Source organism: Ruegeria sp. AM4, from assembly GCF_056540665.1.
In genome coordinates this window covers 241,822-260,226 of the sequence record NZ_JBQFXD010000002.1, presented here as the reverse complement: position 1 = coordinate 260,226, position 18,405 = coordinate 241,822, and the positions used below count along the sequence as shown (strand labels likewise).

Annotated in this window: 21 protein-coding genes and 1 riboswitch; of the genes, 6 read left to right on the top strand and 15 right to left on the bottom strand. The window is 59.3% G+C overall.

What is annotated here, in order from left to right; translation table 11 throughout:
• Positions 1 to 118: 118 nt before the first annotated feature.
• The 12 genes from ACR0JA_RS06730 to miaB all read right to left on the bottom strand — a co-directional run bounded on the left by ACR0JA_RS06730 (position 119) and on the right by miaB (position 11,685).
• Positions 119 to 400 carry a DUF6525 family protein gene (locus tag ACR0JA_RS06730; RefSeq protein WP_480571810.1) on the bottom strand — a complete coding sequence of 94 codons (282 nt, stop codon included), beginning with the start codon at positions 398 to 400 and terminating at the stop codon, positions 119 to 121.
• Between the two features lie 152 nt (positions 401 to 552).
• Positions 553 to 1,068 (bottom strand): hypothetical protein, encoded by a 516-nt coding sequence (locus ACR0JA_RS06725; protein ID WP_480571807.1) that lies wholly within the window; start codon positions 1,066 to 1,068, stop codon positions 553 to 555.
• A gap of 82 nt (positions 1,069 to 1,150) precedes the next feature.
• Positions 1,151 to 1,768, bottom strand: a complete 618-nt coding sequence (locus ACR0JA_RS06720) for a (d)CMP kinase (RefSeq protein WP_480571804.1) — start codon at positions 1,766 to 1,768, stop codon at positions 1,151 to 1,153.
• The gene (gene aroA / locus ACR0JA_RS06715; RefSeq protein ID WP_480571801.1) at positions 1,765 to 3,111 is read right to left on the bottom strand and encodes a 3-phosphoshikimate 1-carboxyvinyltransferase; all 1,347 of its coding nucleotides are present in this window, start codon (positions 3,109 to 3,111) and stop codon (positions 1,765 to 1,767) included. Before aroA ends, ACR0JA_RS06720 begins: the two co-directional genes overlap by 4 nt.
• A gap of 69 nt (positions 3,112 to 3,180) precedes the next feature.
• On the bottom strand, positions 3,181 to 3,891 hold the full coding sequence (gene trmB / locus ACR0JA_RS06710) for a tRNA (guanine(46)-N(7))-methyltransferase TrmB (RefSeq protein WP_480571798.1): 711 nt from the start codon (positions 3,889 to 3,891) through the stop codon (positions 3,181 to 3,183).
• A 127-nt stretch (positions 3,892 to 4,018) separates the two neighbouring features.
• The gene (metK, locus tag ACR0JA_RS06705) at positions 4,019 to 5,200 is read right to left on the bottom strand and encodes a methionine adenosyltransferase (RefSeq protein ID WP_480571795.1); all 1,182 of its coding nucleotides are present in this window, start codon (positions 5,198 to 5,200) and stop codon (positions 4,019 to 4,021) included.
• A gap of 5 nt (positions 5,201 to 5,205) precedes the next feature.
• A riboswitch (SAM-SAH riboswitch) is annotated at positions 5,206 to 5,254 on the bottom strand.
• Positions 5,255 to 5,285: 31 nt separating this feature from the next.
• The gene (gene lnt / locus ACR0JA_RS06700) at positions 5,286 to 6,800 is read right to left on the bottom strand and encodes an apolipoprotein N-acyltransferase (RefSeq protein WP_480571793.1); all 1,515 of its coding nucleotides are present in this window, start codon (positions 6,798 to 6,800) and stop codon (positions 5,286 to 5,288) included.
• Entirely contained in the window at positions 6,797 to 7,681 is an 885-nt protein-coding gene (locus ACR0JA_RS06695) for a hemolysin family protein (protein ID WP_480571790.1), read from the bottom strand. Before ACR0JA_RS06695 ends, lnt begins: the two co-directional genes overlap by 4 nt.
• Positions 7,682 to 7,717: 36 nt before the next feature.
• Positions 7,718 to 8,212, bottom strand: coding sequence for an rRNA maturation RNase YbeY (gene ybeY, locus ACR0JA_RS06690; protein WP_480571787.1), 495 nt, complete (start codon positions 8,210 to 8,212; stop codon positions 7,718 to 7,720).
• 42 nt (positions 8,213 to 8,254) lie between these two features.
• Positions 8,255 to 9,277, bottom strand: coding sequence for a PhoH family protein (locus tag ACR0JA_RS06685; RefSeq protein ID WP_480571784.1), 1,023 nt, complete (start codon positions 9,275 to 9,277; stop codon positions 8,255 to 8,257).
• A 166-nt stretch (positions 9,278 to 9,443) separates the two neighbouring features.
• Positions 9,444 to 10,208 (bottom strand): outer membrane protein, encoded by a 765-nt coding sequence (locus ACR0JA_RS06680; RefSeq protein ID WP_480571781.1) that lies wholly within the window; start codon positions 10,206 to 10,208, stop codon positions 9,444 to 9,446.
• A 157-nt stretch (positions 10,209 to 10,365) separates the two neighbouring features.
• Positions 10,366 to 11,685: a tRNA (N6-isopentenyl adenosine(37)-C2)-methylthiotransferase MiaB gene (miaB, locus tag ACR0JA_RS06675; protein WP_480571779.1), complete on the bottom strand. Its 1,320-nt coding sequence runs from the start codon at positions 11,683 to 11,685 to the stop codon at positions 10,366 to 10,368.
• A gap of 121 nt (positions 11,686 to 11,806) precedes the next feature.
• Here miaB and ACR0JA_RS06670 point away from each other — a divergent pair, with 121 nt between their 5' ends.
• Positions 11,807 to 12,670, top strand: a complete 864-nt coding sequence (locus ACR0JA_RS06670) for a glycosyltransferase family 2 protein (protein ID WP_480571776.1) — start codon at positions 11,807 to 11,809, stop codon at positions 12,668 to 12,670.
• A 6-nt stretch (positions 12,671 to 12,676) separates the two neighbouring features.
• Here the strand turns inward: ACR0JA_RS06670 and ACR0JA_RS06665 are convergent, their stop codons facing one another.
• Positions 12,677 to 13,474: a phytanoyl-CoA dioxygenase family protein gene (locus ACR0JA_RS06665; RefSeq protein WP_480571773.1), complete on the bottom strand. Its 798-nt coding sequence runs from the start codon at positions 13,472 to 13,474 to the stop codon at positions 12,677 to 12,679.
• Positions 13,475 to 13,559: 85 nt separating this feature from the next.
• Here ACR0JA_RS06665 and ACR0JA_RS06660 point away from each other — a divergent pair, with 85 nt between their 5' ends.
• The gene (locus ACR0JA_RS06660; protein WP_480571770.1) at positions 13,560 to 14,456 is read left to right on the top strand and encodes a LysR family transcriptional regulator; all 897 of its coding nucleotides are present in this window, start codon (positions 13,560 to 13,562) and stop codon (positions 14,454 to 14,456) included.
• Here the strand turns inward: ACR0JA_RS06660 and irrA are convergent.
• Positions 14,453 to 14,875, bottom strand: a complete 423-nt coding sequence (irrA, locus tag ACR0JA_RS06655; RefSeq protein WP_480571767.1) for an iron response transcriptional regulator IrrA — start codon at positions 14,873 to 14,875, stop codon at positions 14,453 to 14,455. The genes ACR0JA_RS06660 and irrA overlap by 4 nt on opposite strands.
• Positions 14,876 to 15,063: 188 nt before the next feature.
• Here irrA and fabA point away from each other — a divergent pair, with 188 nt between their 5' ends.
• The 4 genes from fabA to ACR0JA_RS06635 are packed head-to-tail and all read left to right on the top strand — an operon-like array spanning position 15,064 to position 17,885.
• Complete coding sequence (fabA, locus tag ACR0JA_RS06650; protein WP_480571764.1) at positions 15,064 to 15,573, top strand: bifunctional 3-hydroxydecanoyl-ACP dehydratase/trans-2-decenoyl-ACP isomerase; 510 nt, start codon at positions 15,064 to 15,066, stop codon at positions 15,571 to 15,573.
• Positions 15,574 to 15,604: 31 nt separating this feature from the next.
• The gene (gene fabB / locus ACR0JA_RS06645; RefSeq protein ID WP_480571761.1) at positions 15,605 to 16,834 is read left to right on the top strand and encodes a beta-ketoacyl-ACP synthase I; all 1,230 of its coding nucleotides are present in this window, start codon (positions 15,605 to 15,607) and stop codon (positions 16,832 to 16,834) included.
• A gap of 5 nt (positions 16,835 to 16,839) precedes the next feature.
• Positions 16,840 to 17,631, top strand: coding sequence for an enoyl-ACP reductase FabI (locus ACR0JA_RS06640; protein WP_480571758.1), 792 nt, complete (start codon positions 16,840 to 16,842; stop codon positions 17,629 to 17,631).
• Between the two features lie 59 nt (positions 17,632 to 17,690).
• On the top strand, positions 17,691 to 17,885 hold the full coding sequence (locus ACR0JA_RS06635; RefSeq protein ID WP_480571755.1) for a hypothetical protein: 195 nt from the start codon (positions 17,691 to 17,693) through the stop codon (positions 17,883 to 17,885).
• Positions 17,886 to 17,904: 19 nt separating this feature from the next.
• On the opposite strand, the gene ACR0JA_RS06630 is transcribed toward ACR0JA_RS06635, so the two are convergent.
• A complete protein-coding gene (locus ACR0JA_RS06630) occupies positions 17,905 to 18,333 on the bottom strand; it encodes an FKBP-type peptidyl-prolyl cis-trans isomerase (protein WP_480571752.1) in 429 nt (142 codons plus the stop codon).
• Between the last annotated feature and the right edge of the window lie 72 nt (positions 18,334 to 18,405).

The window sequence follows — 18,405 nt, the reverse complement described above, 5'->3', positions numbered from 1 at the left end:
GCCCTGCTCAGATACGTCATCCGGACGTTGACCGCCCTTGTTCAGACAGCGCGCGTATAAGCGGATTTCCTGTCAGGCGCAAGCAGAAAGCCAATTTCTTAAGGGTATCGGCAAGCGCTTATCCATTTGGGTAGGGACTCGCAGTCCAAACCCGCGCATCCTTTTGCAGCATCGCTTGTTCGATTTCATCAAGGCGTGAGATCGCCGCATCAGGGCTGAGCCGCCCACCAGCGCGGCTCCAGACCTTCAGTGCCGATTCCGGGCTCCAGGGCAAACAGGCCGAGGCCAGCCAAACTCGCAGGTCTCGCGGCAACGCATCGAATGCCTGCATCCGCGACCCGCCCCGTCGGCGTGTCTTCATCGACGTTCGAAGATTCCGCCGCGATTTACTTTCAGACATGGCAGTCCTGATCCGTCATGGGTAAGGCCGGTCTGTTCATTGAAGCATGCGAACCGGATTAGCCGCTGGTTTTTACAATACGTTATTTCATAACATATCAAAACTCGCGAGCAAGCCCTCTTTCACCTCGGGTCACCGCATGACTAATCGGGTCAGATATCGTCGCCTTTTTTCAGAAGTTCGTCGATCAAGGCACGTTGCAGATCATTGCTGTCACCGCCTCCGAACTGCATGCCTCCACCGGAATACAGGGTTCCGTAGGTCAGCGCGATGTTCACGGTCTGCGCCAGCCCCGAGATCAGCTGATCCCTTTCCAGCGAAGACAGCGGGTGGATGAAAACGGACCACAGCGTACCATTGGCGATTGCATATCGTGCATCCAGCGCATCGTCGAAATTCGCTTGCATCATGCGATGCAGATCCTGCGCCGTCAGGCCGTCAACCCCGCGAATTGCTACCATCGCCCGCATCCGGTCTGCTGCCTCATCTGCGATCACCAGAACTGGCACGTCGCCGAGCGTCAGTTCAAAACCCGGCCCGTTTGGCTGTGCTTCGGGATCAAGCGCAAACAGGATCTTGCCTAGCCGCTCGTAATCCATCCGAGGTTCAGTCTCCTGAGCGGACAGGCTTGAGGCCAGAAAAAAAAGTGCGATGACAAGTCGGATCATGATCACTCTCCTGCGGACGTTACCCTGACCATAGGGATCGGTCGTCGCACAGGCCAAACAAAGCTTGGTGATCAGTGATGCACTACCGTTCGGCGGGCAGAGCACGTTCGATCAGGGTAACCGCCTGGGCCAGCGCCTGATCAATGCTGAGGTCCGAGGTGTCCAGCAAAACCGCATCGTCTGCCGGTTTCATCGGAGCGGTGCTGCGTTCGGCGTCACGTGCATCGCGTTCGCGCACATCAGCCAGAACCTGCGCGCGCGAAACGTCATGTCCCTTCGAGGCCAATTCAAGAAAACGGCGCTCGGCGCGCACTTCCGCGCTGGCGGTTACGTAAAGCTTGACCTCCGCCCGAGGGCAAATGACCGTCCCGATATCGCGTCCGTCCAGAACAGCCCCACCTGCGCGGCGCGCAAAAGCGCGTTGGAAATCGACCAATGCCGCCCGCACCTCCGGGATCACAGCAACTTTCGAAGCCGCCTGTGCGATATCTGCGGTACGCAGGTCGCCTTGCTCAAACTCGTCGGCGGTCAGCGCATGCGCAGCCGCCACCGCGCCGGTGCCGTCCAGCGTGCGTCGCCCGACCGCGCGATAGAGCAGCCCGGTATCCAGATGCGCAAATCCGAAATGCGCGGCAACACCTTTCGAGATCGTGCCTTTCCCCGCAGCCGCGGGTCCGTCTATTGCGACGGTAAAGCTCATGCCCGGGCGACCTTTGCGCCCAAGCTTGCCATTAACGGTTCGAAGATCGGGAAAGACGTGGCAATCGGTCCGCCGTCATCCACCGAAACCGCCGATTTCGCACCCATGCCCATCACCATGAACGACATGGCGATGCGGTGATCCAGAAAGCTTTCGCAAGTACCGCCACCAGGGACGTTGCCGATGCCCAGACCGTCAACCGACCACCAATCATCTCCTTCGTCCACGGTCACACCATTCGCGCGCAAGCCACGGGCCATCGCGTCGATGCGGTCGCTTTCCTTGACCCGCAATTCCTTCACGCCCGCCATCAGTGTCGTCCCGGTTGCATTCGCCGCAACGACGGACAGAACCGGGTATTCGTCGATCATCGAGGCTGCACGTTCAGGCGGAACCTCGATACCCTTCATCTCGGGTGAATAGCGCGCGCGCAGATCGGCCACCGGCTCACCACCCTCTTCGCGCTCGTTTTCATAGGTCAGATCGGCCCCCATCTCGCGCAATGTGGTGAACAGACCTGCACGGGTGGGGTTCAGGCCGATGCCGGGAACCAGCACGTCCGAACCCGGTGTGATCAGTGCAGCGCAAACCGGGAACGCCGCGCTAGAGGGGTCGCGTGGTACTGCGATCACCTGAGGTTTCAACTCCGGCCGTCCGGTCAGCGTGATAACCCGACCTTCGTCGGTGTCTTCAACGGTAATTTCAGCGCCAAATCCCGCCAGCATCCTTTCGGAATGGTCGCGGGTCGCCTCTTTTTCGATAACGACGGTTTTGCCGGGCGCGTTGAGGCCCGCCAGCAGCACCGCCGATTTCACCTGCGCCGACGGCACCGGCACCTCGTATCGCACGGGCACCGGGTCAGCTGCACCAACGATGGTCATGGGCAAACGCCCACCTTCCCGGCCGACCGCCCGCGTGCCGAACAATGCCAGCGGGTCGGTGACCCGCGCCATCGGGCGTTTGTTCAGGCTGGCATCTCCGGTAAAGGTCGCCGCAAGTGGCGATGTCGCCATCGCGCCCATGATCAGGCGCACGCCCGTGCCCGAGTTACCGCAGTCGATGACCTGATCGGGCTCGGCGAACCCGCCGACCCCAACTCCGTGTACGGTCCATTCACCGTCGCCATGATCCGTGACTTCGGCCCCAAAGGCGCGCATCGCCTTGGCGGTGTCCAGAACATCCTCGCCTTCCAGCAGACCCGATATCCTGGTTTCTCCGACAGCCATCGCGCCCAGGATCAGCGACCGGTGCGAGATCGACTTGTCCCCCGGCACCTCAGCCGTACCGGTCAGCGGGCCGCAAGGATGCGAGGTCATCGGGATGGGCGTGCCGTGTCCGGACATGGGGGCTCCTGTTTTCGCTATCAGTACTCAGGCCGATTAGCGAATTGGCGCCGGTTGGTCCAGCGGCAATCAGCCTTTGCGGCGGAAGGTCAGGTAATGCGGTGTACGACCTTCGCGCAGAGCCTTCTGTTCGTAGCGGGTGGAAATCCAATCCTCCCACGGCCTGCGCCAATCTGCGGGACGCTCGGCGAGCCATTCAAACCCGGCGCGCGGAACTTCTTCCAACGTTTGCCGAACGTAGTCGGGTATGTCGGTGGCGACCCGGAAGATCGAGCCCGGCTTCAGCGCGCGGGCCAGGGGTTCCAGATGCTCGGGCGTCACGAATCGGCGGCGATGGTGTCGTGTTTTGGGCCAAGGGTCAGGATAGAGCAGAAACGCACGCGAGATGCTGGCCTCGGGCAATACGTCGAACAGGTCGCGCGCATCACCTGGATGCACGGCCAGATTATCAACCCCAGCTTTGCGGATTTTCCCAAGCAACATGGCAACGCCGTTGATATAGGGCTCGGCCCCGATGATGCCGATATCGGGGTTATGCGCGGCCTGGTGCACCAGATGCTCGCCGCCGCCAAAGCCGACCTCAAGCCAGACATCCTTGCCACCGAACAAAGTGCCAAGGTCAAGCGGTTTGCGCTCGGGGTTGCGGTCCCAATCGACGTCGCCGGGCGAAAGCGCGCCAAGATCTTCGTTCAGATATGCCTTCTGGCTCTGCTTCAGGGCTTTGCCTTTGAAACGGCCGTAGAAGTTTCTGCGTGGGCGCTGTGGGGTCTGGGTGCTCATGGCGGTGCCCATACTGCGATGCGCACGGTGAGGCAAGTGGTGGAGGTGGGGGCCAGCCCCCACACCCCCGGAGTATATTCAAAAAGATGAAGAGCGCACCCGTCAGGGTGCACAATTTGACAATCGATCAGACGGCGGCCTTGAGCGCAGCTGCAAGATCGGTGCGTTCCCAGCTGAATCCGCCATCCGCATCCGGTTCGCGGCCAAAGTGACCGTAGGCGGCGGTGCGCTGGTAGATCGGCTTGTTCAGTTGCAGATGCTCGCGAATGCCACGCGGCGTCAGGTCCATGACCTGGCCAACAGCCTTTTCAATCACGGCGTCGGCAATCTGGCCTGTTCCATGCGTGTCGGCGTAGATCGACAGCGGCCTGGACACGCCAATCGCATAGCTCAGCTGGATGGTGCAGCGTTCGGCCATGCCTGCGGCCACTACGTTCTTGGCGAGATAACGCGCGGCATAGGCAGCCGAGCGGTCTACTTTGGTCGGGTCTTTGCCCGAGAACGCACCGCCGCCATGGGGCGCGGCACCGCCATAGGTATCCACGATGATCTTTCGTCCGGTCAGACCGGCATCGCCATCGGGACCGCCGATCACGAATTTGCCTGTGGGATTCACGTGCCACTCGGTTTCGGCCGACAGCCAGCCATCTGGCAGGGTTTCGGTGATATAGGGCTCGACAATGGCGCGAATGTCGTTCGAGCTCAGCGCTTCGTCCAGATGCTGCGTCGACAGCACGATCGAGCTGACGCCAACCGGCTTGCCATCGCGGTAAATGACCGACAGCTGAGACTTTGCGTCGGGGCCCAACGCAGGTTCCGAACCGTCTTTACGCACCTCGGCCAAGCGCCGAAGAATGGCATGCGAATACTGGATCGGCGCGGGCATCAACGCCGGCGTTTCCGTGGTGGCGTACCCGAACATGATGCCCTGGTCGCCCGCGCCCTCATCTTTGTCCGCTGCCGCATCGACGCCCTGTGCGATATGGGCGGACTGTTCGTGCAGCAGGTTCGTCACCTCGACCGTTTCGTGGTGAAACTTGTCCTGCTCATAGCCGATATCCTTGATGCAGGCGCGCGCGATCTCGTCGATGCGGCCCATGTAATCATGCAGTTTTTCCTGATCAGACAGACCTACTTCGCCACCAATGACAACTCGATCGGTCGTTGCAAAGGTTTCGCACGCCACGCGCGCTTCGGGTTCTTCATTCAGAAAAGCATCGAGTACGGCATCGGAAATCCGGTCGCAGACCTTATCCGGGTGCCCTTCGGAAACGGACTCCGAAGTAAATGTGTAGTTCTGTCGGGACATGAAAGTGCTCCATTAAGATTTCTCCGCCACGCCAGGAAGCCGTTGTGACGGGTTTGCGCGGGGATACGCCCGCTTGGGCGCCGGGTCAATCCCGTTTTGCAGCTCCTGCCGCAGCGTTGCGCCAAAACAGCGCAAACAGAACCAACAGCGCGCCGAACACCCAAGTATCGCCAATCGACGCATAAACCGTTGGCGGATGCGGTCGCGGCAATTCGGCATCGATATATCCTGCCTGCTCCAGCCCAAGTGACGATGTCACCCGCCCCAGTGGATCGATCATTGCCGACACGCCAGTGTTGGCAGACCGCATCATCGGCAAGCCCTGCTCGATCGCGCGCATACGGGCCTGCGCCAGATGCTGGTAGGGGCCCGAACGCGTCCCGAACCAGGCGTCATTGGTGATTTGCAGCAGGAAGTCTGCCCTGCCTGGCGCAGACAGCACGTCCTGCGTAAACACCGCCTCGTAGCAGATCAGCGGCAACGCCTTTCCCAGCGGCCCGGCATCAAGAAGCGCCGCGCCCGGTCCAGCGCTGAAGCCGTGACCTGTGGTTGCCGCCATGCCGTAGATGCCAAACCGAGCCATAAGGTCGCCAAAGGGGACGTATTCTCCGAAGGGCGCCAGATGATGTTTGTCGTAAAGCCCATCCTGCCGCCCGTCCGAATCCAGATAGATCATCGAGTTGTAGATGCGCGCGCCGTCGCCCCGCTGGATACCAAGGACTACAGGTGTTTCTTGTGCAGCTTGCGCGACCGCCTCAAGGTAGGGCTGAGCACTGCCCAGCCAGGCCGGGATCGACGTTTCGGGCCAGACGATCAGGTCCGGGCGCGGTTCAGCTGCAGTGAATTCCAGCTGTCGGGCAAAAAACAGGGGCGCATAGGCTGGATCCCATTTTTGATGCTGAGGTGCGTTCGGCTGAACCAACCGCACAACATGTTCCGTCATCTGCACAGGTGGTCGGGTGGCGGCATAGCCGAGCGCCAGAATCGCAGACGCTGCCGTCAACGCAACGGGTACCGCCCATCCGCGGAGGGTCCTTGATGTGCACAAAGCAGCCCCAAGCGGTAGCGTCGCGAGAAATGTCAGCGCTGCCAGCCCATACGGACCGATCAGCGACAACAGCTGCGCGACAGCCGTATCCACCCAAACCTGCGCAACCCCGGCCCAGGGAAATCCGGTCAGCACGTATCCGCGCGCAAACTCTGCCAGTGCCAGTGCCATCGCCAGAACAAACGCCTGCTGCACGGGCCGCCCTGCGATCCGGCGAGCAAGCCAGAACGCCGCCGCCCAGAACAGCGAAAGCCCAGCCGCGAGAGACACCAGCGCGAAAGGTGCCATCCAGGCGTGGCGCTCAGCATCAACCAGAAAGGGCTCAGTTATCCAGCTGAGTGAATTGGCGAAATAGCCAGTTGCAAAGACCCATCCAAGCAGGGCGGCGCGCCTGGGTGTTTCGCAAGTCAGATAGAGCGGCACGATCAGGACCAGCCCGATCAGTGTCGCGGCCCAGACCCCCCAGGGTGCCTGACCCATGGCTGCAACCGCGCCCAACACGGTCGCCGAAAGCAGCCGAACCCAAAAAGGCCAGCCCTGGGCAGGGTTCATCGAGCGATATCCGGCATCATCACGCGCAAACGTTTGATCCGTCGCGGGTCTGCATCGATCACTTCGAACTCGGGACCTTCGGGGTGCAGCACGACCTCGCCCCGCGCGGGCACCCGTCCCGACAGCATGAAGACCAGACCACCCAAAGTCTCGATCTCTTCCTCGTCCACATCTTCGTGGCTTGTCAGGGAACGTCCGATCTCGGCCTCGAATTCCTCGAGCGGGACGCGGGCCTGCACGATGTAGCAACCGGGTTTTTCCTGTACCCATAGCTGATCTTCATCGGCATCGTGTTCGTCGGCAATCTCGCCCACGACCTGTTCGATCAGATCCTCGATGGTTAGCAGACCATCGACGCCGCCATATTCGTCAATCACAAGCGCCATATGCCGCCGCTCGGTCTGCATCTTGGTCATGAGAACACCGATCGGCATTGACGGAGGAACGAACAGAAGCGTGCGCAGCATCGACCTCAGGTCAAACTCGGCCGAATTGCCGTTGAACCCGTGGGTCAGCGCAAAGTCCTTGAGGTGTATGAACCCCAGCGGCGTATCCAGCGTCCCGTCATAAACCGGAATGCGGGACAGACCGCTTTCGCGAAACACCTCGGCCAATTCTTCCTTGGTGGTCGTCAGGGGCACCGAGACGATCTCGGCCGTCGGGATCGCCACATCCTCGACCCGCATGCGCCGCAGGTTGATCATACCGCGCGACTGCGGAGGGCTGACTGGGGTTCCGTTTACCGGCTCAGCCGCATCATCATGTGAAGAGAATGCATCGAAAAGACGGGAAAAAAGCCCGCTTTTCTCAGTGTTGGTTTCGTCGCTGTTCGGGGGTTGCGCGCCGTGCGCCGCCCTAGAACTGCCGTCTGTATCGCCCATTATCCTGTTCCAAATGATCGGGTCCAAGACCCTGTGTCATATATTATATGGGTCATCTATACCCATTTTGCCAAGTATCTCGACCTCGACACTTTCCATAAAAGTGGCGTCCGGGTCACGAATGTGATCGTAGCCCAGCAAATGTAAAACGCCGTGAACGATCAAATGTGTGACATGATCGTCCATCGATTTGCCTGCCTCTGACGCCTCGCGGGCGCAGGTGTCGTAGGATATTGCGATGTCGCCCAATGCAATCTCGCCGGTAAAATCCGCCTGCGGGGGACTGGGCGCCTGACCGGGGATGTCAGCGGACAAATCCTCGGCCGGCCAGCTTAGAACATTTGTCGGGGTCGGCTTGTCTCGGAACTCCGCGTTGAGTTCGGCAATCCGAGTATCGTCACATCCCAAAACGCTGATTTCGCACAGTTCGCGCGACAGACCGCTATGATCCAGAACTGCCATTACAGACCTGCGCGCGATCGACTCCAAGCCCTGCCAGCGCGGGTCTTCAATCGTTATCTCCAGATTCATTTCCACAGTCCAAAGCTTCGGCGTTGCCCGGGCCTTGCGGTATTATCCGGTTTCGCGGCCCGAGTCGGCCTCATACGCCTCGATGATGGCGGCGACAAGCGGGTGACGTACCACATCTTTCGATGTGAAATAGTTGAAGCTGATATTCGGGATCGTTTTCAGCAGCCGTTCTGCATCCGCCAGCCCAGACTGCACGCCGCGCGGCAGATCGACCTGCGAGCGGTCCCCGGTGATCACCATACGACTGCCCTCGCCCAGACGGGTCAGGAACATTTTCATCTGCATCGTCGTGGCGTTTTGCGCCTCGTCCAGGACCACGAAAGCATTGGCCAATGTTCGACCCCGCATGAAGGCAAGCGGAGCGATTTCAATTCGCTTTTCCTCGATCAGTTTCGCCAGTTGTTTACCCGGCAGAAAATCGTTCAGCGCGTCATAAAGCGGCTGCATGTAGGGATCGACTTTGTCCTTCATGTCGCCCGGTAGATAACCCAGCTTTTCACCCGCTTCGACCGCTGGGCGGCTGAGGATGATGCGGTCCACATGGCCACCGATGAACATCGACACGCCAACGGCCACGGCCAGATAGGTCTTGCCGGTACCAGCCGGGCCGATGCCGAAAGCCAGTTCGTTGTTGAACAGGGATTGCACATAGGCTTTCTGCGCATCGGTGCGCGGCTCAACCAGCTTTTTGCGGGTTTTGATTTCGACCGTGCCACCCTTGAACATCTCAAGCTGGTCACCGTCGCGCGTGCCGGTTCCAACTTCTGAGTTGCCCATGCGCAATTCGCGGTCCACATCGGCGGCTTCGACGTCTCGGCCGCCCTCCAAACGGGTATAGAGCGCCTGCAATACTTCGATCGCCTGATTCTGAGCGCCTTCTTCGCCCATCACAACAAGCTGATTCCCTCGCCGAACAATCTGAACTGTCAGTTTCTGTTCGATGTCAGCAAGATTGCGGTCATATTCGCCGCATAGATCAATCAACAACCGGTTGTCGGGAAATTCAACAAAAGCCTCACGCTGGGGCATGTCGTCTGGCGGTGGGGTCAGGGCACCGATGGCCAATCCGTTCTCCTGTCTTGGCGTTTCATCTTGAGGGTAGACAACAAACTTGGCCGGACGCAAGCGGCAGAATTCAAATTTTGCCGCGAAATGGAAATTGCGACTATCCAGCCGCAGGCGGACCCAATGCGCAAGGGTCGCAATGTCACCAAAAAGGTTGAGGCGTAAATCAGAACGTGTAGTTCAGGCCGACCCGCACACCACGGAAACTGGGGGTCGACTTGGTTGAGAAATCCGAACTGAAATCAACGTCTTTCGAGTCGAATTGGTAGTATTCGATCTCTCCGGTGATTGACCAGTTTTTGTTAAAGCGGTGTTCTGCACCAATGCTTGCGGAAAACCCGTTGCGGCTGTCGGATTCCTCAAACGCGCTGGCGGTATCTTCGTTCGTCAGCGATGCCGACGTTGTTATGTCGCCCTGAACATAGCCAAGCGAAACGAAATACAGCACTTTCCGGCTGCGGTTGGTGATACCGTTTCGGAATCGGATCGACAGAACGTCCGAAATCTCGGACCCAACATCCACCGTGGTTCCCCCGATCAGAGAGGAGGTGCTGTCGTCAAGCGTGCCGAAATCATACAACACTTCAAAGCCATAGACATAGTCGCGCCCACCCACGATGGGCACCGAGCCGCGCCAGCCGCCGCGAATCCCGCCGTAATTGCCGCTGGGTTCCAGATCGCCAATTCGAACTCTGCCACCCGGGATCGCCAGGCCGAACCGATCGACATCGCCCGAGCCATATCCGCCGCTCAGGCCAAGATAGAACGCATTCACATCGTACGCGACGGTTTCCGGGGAAAGAACTTCGGGTTCTGCTACATCGCCGATCACGTCACCCGCCATCGCTGGCACGACGCAAGCATAAGGCAGCAGGAATGCTGACAGGAAACGTATACATCTCGACCGTAGAAACCGTGTTCTGTCCACCACTCGTACCCTCCAGGCAACCTTATTGCGACCAGCGATCCTGCAACAACGGACGCACACCCCAGTCGAAAAAACTGGGGTATGTCCGAGCATAGTTCTGACCCATAAATCAAGGGTTAATTTCAGGGTTTCACGTCACCTATGCAGAGGGCACAGAATCTCAGAGCAATTCGCCAGCCAGTGAATTCGCGCCCGATGCGGTAATGCGGACATCCCGCAACTCTCCGACGTTCAGATCGGGTCCGACGACGTGAACTGCGTGCAGATATTCGGATTTTCCGACCATCTGCCCCGTCTGACGCCCTGGCTTTTCAAACAGCACACGCACGTTCCGGCCCACCATCGATTCCTGAATTTCACGCTGATGGCGCGTGATCATGGATTGCAATCGCTGTAGGCGGTCATCCGCCTGTGCCGGGTCGACCTGTGCCCTTTCCGCCGCTGGCGTGCCAGGGCGGGTCGAATACTTGAAGGAATAGGCGTAGCCGTAGCGGACCTCTTCCACCAGGTCCAAGGTCGCCTGAAAGTCCTCTTCGGTTTCTTCTGGGAAACCGACGATAAAGTCGCCTGACATCAGAATATCCGGACGCGCCTCACGAATGCGCTCGATCAAACGCAGATAGCTTTCTGCGGTATGGCTGCGGTTCATTCGTTTGAGGATTTTGTCGGATCCCGACTGAACTGGCAGGTGCAAATAAGGCATCAGCTTGTCGCAGGTGCCGTGCGCCTCAATCAGATCGTCGCTCATGTCGTTCGGGTGCGATGTGGTAAAACGAATGCGCTCCAGCCCGTCGACCTTGTTCAGCTCCCAGATCAGACCCGCCAACGTCATGTCGCCGTTCGGACCGGCCCCGTGATAGGCGTTGACGTTCTGGCCCAGCAACGTGATCTCGCGCACGCCGCGTTCCACCAGATCCTGCGCTTCGCGGATAATGCGATCGGCCGGGCGGCTGACCTCCGCCCCTCGGGTATAGGGCACCACGCAGAAGGCGCAGAACTTGTCGCACCCCTCCTGAACCGTCAGAAACGCCGTTGGTCCACGCTTGGCCTTTGGGCGGTTTTTCAGCTTTTCAAACTTATCCTCTTCGGGGAAATCCGTATCCAGCGCCTTTTCGCCATCGCGTGTCTTTGCCTCCATTTCGGGCAGACGATGATAGCTTTGCGGGCCAACGACCAGATCGACCAACGGCTGGCGGCGCATGATCTCTTCCCCCTCGGCCTGTGCGACACAGCCCGCGACGCCGATCTTGAGATCGGGCTTGTCCGCTTTCAGTCCCTTGAACCGACCAAGTTCGGAATAGACCTTTTCCGCAGCCTTTTCGCGAATATGGCAGGTGTTCAGCAGGATCATATCCGCATCGTCGGGCGTCTTGGTCTCGACATACCCCTGACCGCCCAGCGCCTCGGCCATACGCTCGCTGTCATAGACATTCATCTGGCAGCCGTAGGTCTTGATATACAGCTTTTTGGGTTCGGACATGGGACGGGCCTTTGCATACGCTGGGTCGGCGTCGTCTATACGCAACGAACGCCGCTTGCAATGGCGCTGCGTTTACCCGAATTTGGCAAAAACTTCCAGCAAGGCGGAACCAAAGCGGGCGATGCAGTACAATTCTCTGGACCACTTCCTGAAAACCGGTCGGGCAGCGCTTGCGAAAGGCCCGGTCGCCTTGCTGTTTGCCGAAGACGACGTGGAACTGGGCAGTACCTTACGCCACCACCTGAAGCTTGGATTCAAGTCCGTGCTCCTGTTCAAGCCGGATGAATTCACGCTCGAAGACGATCTGGCAGAGATCGTCCACCGGGTCCCGCTGACCTGCGCCCCGCGCGAGGTGGTTTTTGACACCGTCAATCGCATCATCGAGGCCGCGCCAGGAACCTGGATGTACTATGGCTACAACGCCGAATACCTGTTCTACCCGTTCTGCGAAACCCGCAACATCTCCGAGTTGCTGGCGTTTCACACCGAAGAGCGGCGCGCCGCGATGATGACCCATGTGATCGACCTTTATGCGGACGATCTGGCGACGCATCCAAATGGCGTGGACCGGGATCATGCCATGCTGGACAATATCGGATACTATGCCCACGCACGTCACGACGCGGCCGGGCAAGCACAGGACCGGCAGTTGGACATGTCCGGTGGGCTGCGCTGGCGGTTCGAGGATCACATACCTTACGCCCGCCGTCGCATCGACCGAATTGCCCTGTTCAAGGCCCAAAAAGGGCTGGAACTGCAATCCGACCACAGCTTTAACATAGCGGAATACAACACCTATTCCTGCCCCTGGCATCACAACGTGACGGCAGCCATCTGCTCGTTCCGCGCCGCCAAGGCGCTCAAGTCGAATGCGGGCTCGACCTTTGCCATCCCCAGCTTTCGCTGGCGCGGGTCGGTTGCGTTCGAATGGAACTCGCACCAGCTGATGGATCTGGGGCTGATGGAGCCCGGTCAGTGGTTCTGAACCGGTTTACCGTTGCAGCAAGACTGGGAACCAGTCCTCGCGCAAGCGCTGGCCCGCGACCATGTCGTGCCCAGGAAAGGGCGGCGACGTCCGGCCCGGACGCTCGACATAGCGGGCGTCTTCGCCCACCAGCCGTAGCGAAAACGCGCGGCGGCGGCTGTCCGACTGGTTGCCGCGCGCGCCATGCAACGTGCGGTAGTTGAAGGCAACCGCGTCACCTGGTTCCATCTCGAACTCGACCACCCGCATGCCCTCGGCGTCAGGATCAGGTACGGGAATGTACTGCCCTTCATCCGCAAAGAACCCCTCTTCCGAGGCCCAACGGGTTGGCAGCACCTCTTTCTCCCAGCGGTGCGACCCGGCAACGCAGCGCAGCGTCGCGTGTTTCACCGGATCGAGCGGCGACCAGAAGCTGACCGTCTGTTGCCCTTCGACAAAGTAATATGGTCCATCCTGATGCCACGGCGTCGCCATCGAGGTTCCGGGCTCTTTAACCAAAACGTGGTCATGGAACAATTGAACCGATTGCGATTGCATCAGGTCGGCGGCAACCTCAGCGGCGGGAGAGTTCTGGATCACAGCCTGAAACTGCGGGATACGAGACCAGTTGCAGTAGTCATCGAAGAACCGCCCGGATTCTCCTTCCTTTTTGTTTTCAGACGCATAGGGCCCCGGTTCGGCCATGTTCGCGGCAATCCCCTCACGCAGATCGTCGACGTGATCGGCAAACAGGCCTTTGACCAGAACAACGCCATCGGTCTGATAGTTGTCGATCATTTCCTGGGTAACAAGGGGGTGAGACATGGCAAGCTCCTGCGTTGGACACATCTTTTTTGTGATGACGCTTACCTCTGTTCAAGTAATATCTTTGAAAGTAACTATTAGCTTCATGTTATACGTTACACTCCGTCAGCACGAATATATTTGCGCCATAGGGCGTTACGGCAGCCTGTCTGCCGCTGCGCAACATCTGAATGTCTCGCAACCGGCCCTTTCAAACGCAGTCACCAAGATCGAATCGCGGCTGGGACACGCGTTATTCGCGCGCAAACGCGGCGCGGCGATGACGCTGACTCCTCAGGGGCGCGCGTTTGTACAGAACGCCGAGGCGCTGTTGGCAGACGCCGCACGTCTTGAGGATGCCTCGCAAACCACGCCCGGAACGGGTCATCTGGTAGTGGGCTGTTTCGAAGACCTCGCGCCATTTGTTCTGGCACCCGCCCTCAGGCAATTGCGCAATGCGCTGCCGGACGTCGAAATCCGCTATGACATCCGACGGTTCGAGGGTCTTGTCGCCGGCTTGATCGAAGGAAAGACCGACCTGGCCATCACCTTTGATCTGGGAATGGATGCCGGGTTCACGCGCCGGAAGTTGTTCGAGAAATGCCCCAGCGCGATGGTGCCGCCCGGACACCCCCTGTCGAAACACGCAACCCTTACGCTCGCAGAACTCGAGCCGCACCCTCTGATCCTGTCGAAGGAAGGTCTTTCCGCACAATATGTACTGAGCCTGTTTCAGCGCCAGCAACTGCATCCCGTCGTGGCGCACCGGGCGAGCTCGTTAGAGCTGCTGCGCAGCCTGTCCGCCCATGGCGAGGGAATTGGGATCAGCTATACCCGTCCGCACGGTGATGTCAGTTATGATGGAGCGCCGGTCGTCAGTATTCCGATCACCGACCCCGAAGCAATCGAATCAATTGTGCTGGCGCGTCACGGCACCGGACCTGTTGATACCACAGTCGGGCAGGCAGAGCAGGTGTTGATCCAGGAGCTAAGTCAGAATTAGGTATTTTTCTTGCGCAGGCGGATGACTACATCCACCGATGCGATCTCGACGCCTTCCGGAGCCTCGGGCAGACGCTGAATCACCAGCTGGTCCGATGGCGCATCGCTCAGGCGGCCTTCGTCTTCCCAGAAGAAATGCGGGTGATCATGGGTGTTGGTGTCGAAATAGCTTTTCGATCCGTCAACGGTGATTTCCTGCAGCACACCCGCTTCGCAGAAAGCGCGCAGCGTGTTGTAGACCGTGGCCAGCGAAACCGCATCACCATTGCTTTTGGCAGAGTCGAACAGGCTTTCGGCGGTCACGTGGCGATGGCGCCCGTCACCCACCAATTGCTCAGCCAGTGCAACCCGCTGACGCGTTGGTCGCAATCCGGCATCTACCAACCAGTTTGTCGCTATGTTTCGGCTCTGAGGTGTCATATGTCCGATACCCGTTTTCGCTGACCCTATATATAAGTGCGCTGTGCGGGCAATTTCAAATGAAATTCATTCGCAAAGAATGTCGTAGGCACAACAAGATGTGGCGCGCCGCTCTTGCAGGACCTTGCATACGGGTGCTAGACGAGGCCAGATATAACGAACGGACCCCTGGCAGGAGAGGCGGCAGAATGGCCCAATTCCCGAGCAGCTTTGACAAGGACGATCTGCTGAAATGCGCCCGCGGCGAATTATTCGGCCCGGGTAACGCGCAGTTGCCCGCACCGCCGATGCTGATGATGGACCGGATTACCGATATCTCGGCCGACGGTGGCGCACATGGCAAGGGCCACGTCCAGGCAGAGTTCGATATTACGCCCGATCTTTGGTTCTTTGACTGCCACTTCCCCGGCAACCCGATCATGCCGGGCTGTCTTGGGCTGGACGGCTTGTGGCAGCTGACCGGATTTAACCTGGGCTGGCGTGGCTGGCAGGGTCGCGGCATGGCAGTCGGCGTCGGCGAGGTCAAGCTGACCGGCATGGTGCGCCCGGACCGTAAGATGCTGACATATAAAATAGATTTCAAAAAGGCGATCCAGACTCGCCGCCTGACAATGGGTGTGGCGGATGGCATCGTCGAAGCGGACGGCGAAATGATTTACGACGTCAAAGACATGAGAGTTGTTTTGTCCGACGCCTAAGGCGGACCAGCCTGAAACAAGGAGCACGCACATGCGTCGAGTAGTTGTCACCGGTCTGGGGATTGTCTCCTCTATCGGCAACAATGCCCAAGAGGTTCTGACCTCGTTGAAAGCGGGCAAATCCGGCATCGAAGCCAACGAGCAGATGGTCGAACACGGCTTTCGCAGCCAGATCGCCGGAACGCTCAAGATTGACGTGGCCGAGCATGTGGACAAACGCACCCTACGTTTCATGGGGCCGGGTGCGGCTTATGCGCATATCGCCATGAATCAGGCTATCGCGGATTCAGGGCTGACCGAGGATCAGGTCGTCAACCCGCGTACGGGTCTGGTGGCCGGATCAGGCGGTCCTTCGACCAGCGCCATGCTGACCGCGCATCAGACCGTGCTGAAAACCGGCGCAACCAAGCGGATCGGGCCGTTTGCAGTGCCGAAATGCATGTGTTCGACGATTTCTGCGAATCTGGCGACCGCGTTCAAGATCAAGGGCATCAACTACTCGATCACCTCGGCCTGCTCGACGTCGCTGCACTGCATCGGCAACGCGGCTGAACAGATCATGCTGGGCAAACAGGACGTCATGTTTGCAGGCGGCGGTGAAGAACTGGACTGGACCCTGTCCTGCCTGTTCGACGCCATGGGTGCGATGTCGTCCAAATATAACGACACGCCCGACAAAGCCTCGCGCGCGTTCGATGAAAACCGCGATGGATTTGTGATCTCCGGCGGCGGCGGCATCGTCGTGCTGGAAGAGTTGGAGCACGCCTTGGCCCGCGGCGCCAAGATTTATGCCGAGGTCACAGGCTATGCCGCCACCTCGGATGGCCATGACATGGTGGCCCCATCCGGCGAAGGCGGTGAGCGGGCGATGCGTCTGGCATTGTCCACGCTGCCCGAAGGTCGCAAAGTCGGCTATATCAACGCCCACGGCACATCGACCCCGGTCGGAGACGTGGGTGAGGTCGAAGCCGTTCGCCGCATTTTTGGTGAAGGCAACGTGCCGCCTATCTCGTCCACGAAATCCATGACCGGCCACGCGCAGGGCGCGGCTGGCGCGTTGGAGGCGATCTTCTGTCTGCTGATGCTGGACAACGATTTTATTACTCCGTCGATCAATGTCGACACACTTGCCGAAGGCATTCAGCCCGGTGAAATTGCAACTCAAGTGGTTGAAAATGCAGGCTTGGACAGTGTCATGACCAACAGCTTCGGCTTTGGCGGCACCAACGGGTCCATGATTCTGTCGAAATATAACGGGTGAATGTGATGTCGGAACTTCTCAAGGGTAAACGCGGCCTGATTATGGGCGTGGCCAATGATCGCTCGATCGCGTGGGGCATTGCCAAGGCGATGCACGAAGCAGGCGCGGAACTGGCGTTCACCTATCAGGGCGAAGCGTTCGGAAAACGGCTGGAGCCTTTGGCACAGAGCCTCGGAAGCGACTTTATGGTCGACGCGGATGTCACCGACGACGCGTCTCTGGATCGTGCCTTTGACGAGCTTGGCGCGCGCTGGCCGACGATCGACTTCGTTGTTCACGCCATTGCGTATTCGGACAAATCCGAACTGACAGGCCGGTTCCTGAACACCACGCGGGCGAATTTCAAACACTCGCTAGACGTGTCAGCCTATTCCTTCATCGAGGTTGCCCGCCGCGCCTATCCGCTGATGCAGGACAATGGCGGCACCCTGTTGACGCTGACCTATCAGGGTTCGAACAAAGTCGTTCCGAACTACAACGTAATGGGCGTTGCCAAGGCGGCGCTGGAATCGGCGACGCGCTATCTGGCCAACGACCTGGGTCCCGAAGGTATCCGCGTCAACGCGATCTCGCCCGGACCGATGAAAACGCTGGCCGGTGCGGCCATTGGCGGCGCACGCAAAACCTACAAGTTCTGCGACCAGAACGCGCCGATGCGCTCGAATGCGACGCTTGAGGCGGTCGGCGGCACCGCCGTTTACCTCACGTCGGATGCCGGCATGTATACCTCGGGCGAAATCATCCGTGTCGATGGCGGTTACCACATTCTGGGAATGCCACAGCCCGAATCGATGTGACCTTTTCTTTCCCTGCCGACGTCAAGATTTGACCATCTTTTCCCGGCAGGGATTGGATCATGAGCAAAGTTGAACAAATCCTGGCCAGCAATGGCCGCATCGCCGCCCCACGCCACAAATCCGGGCTGCGGGGCGGTCGTGCGCGAATGCTGCTGGTTGCCCTTGTCGCCCTACTGACCGCATTCCTGTTCTTCACACAGCCAGAGGTCGTCTCGGCGATCGAATCGCTGCTGCAGCGCGGCCCCTATCACTAGAGTCAGCCCCCAGTGGCGTTCAGTTGATCGACACAATTTCGATGTCGAACACCAGATCCTGACCTGCCAACGGGTGATTTGCATCCAGCGTCACCGTTGCTTCGTTCACCTCGACAACGGTGACCGGCACCGCCTGACCGTCAGGGGTTTGCATCTGCAACTGCGAGCCGGGTTCCAACGGAATGTCATCGGGAATGCCCTCGCGCGGGATTTGTTGCCGCGCGCCGGGGTTGATCGGACCGTAGGCTTCGGCGCAGGGGACTTCGACCCGCTTCTTATCGCCGACCGACATGCCGGGCAGCGCCGCATCTAGGCCCGAAATGATCTGACCCGACCCCACCGCGAATTCCAGCGGGTCTCGACCCTCGGAACTGTCAAAGACTTTACCGTCCAGCAAGGTACCGGTGTAGTGAATGCGAACGGTGTCGCCTTGTTTGATCGTGGTCATGGGGGCCTCCGGCCTCAAAAGGGATGAACGGCCAAACCTAGGGTCTGACACGACATTGTAAAGCCTGGGCTC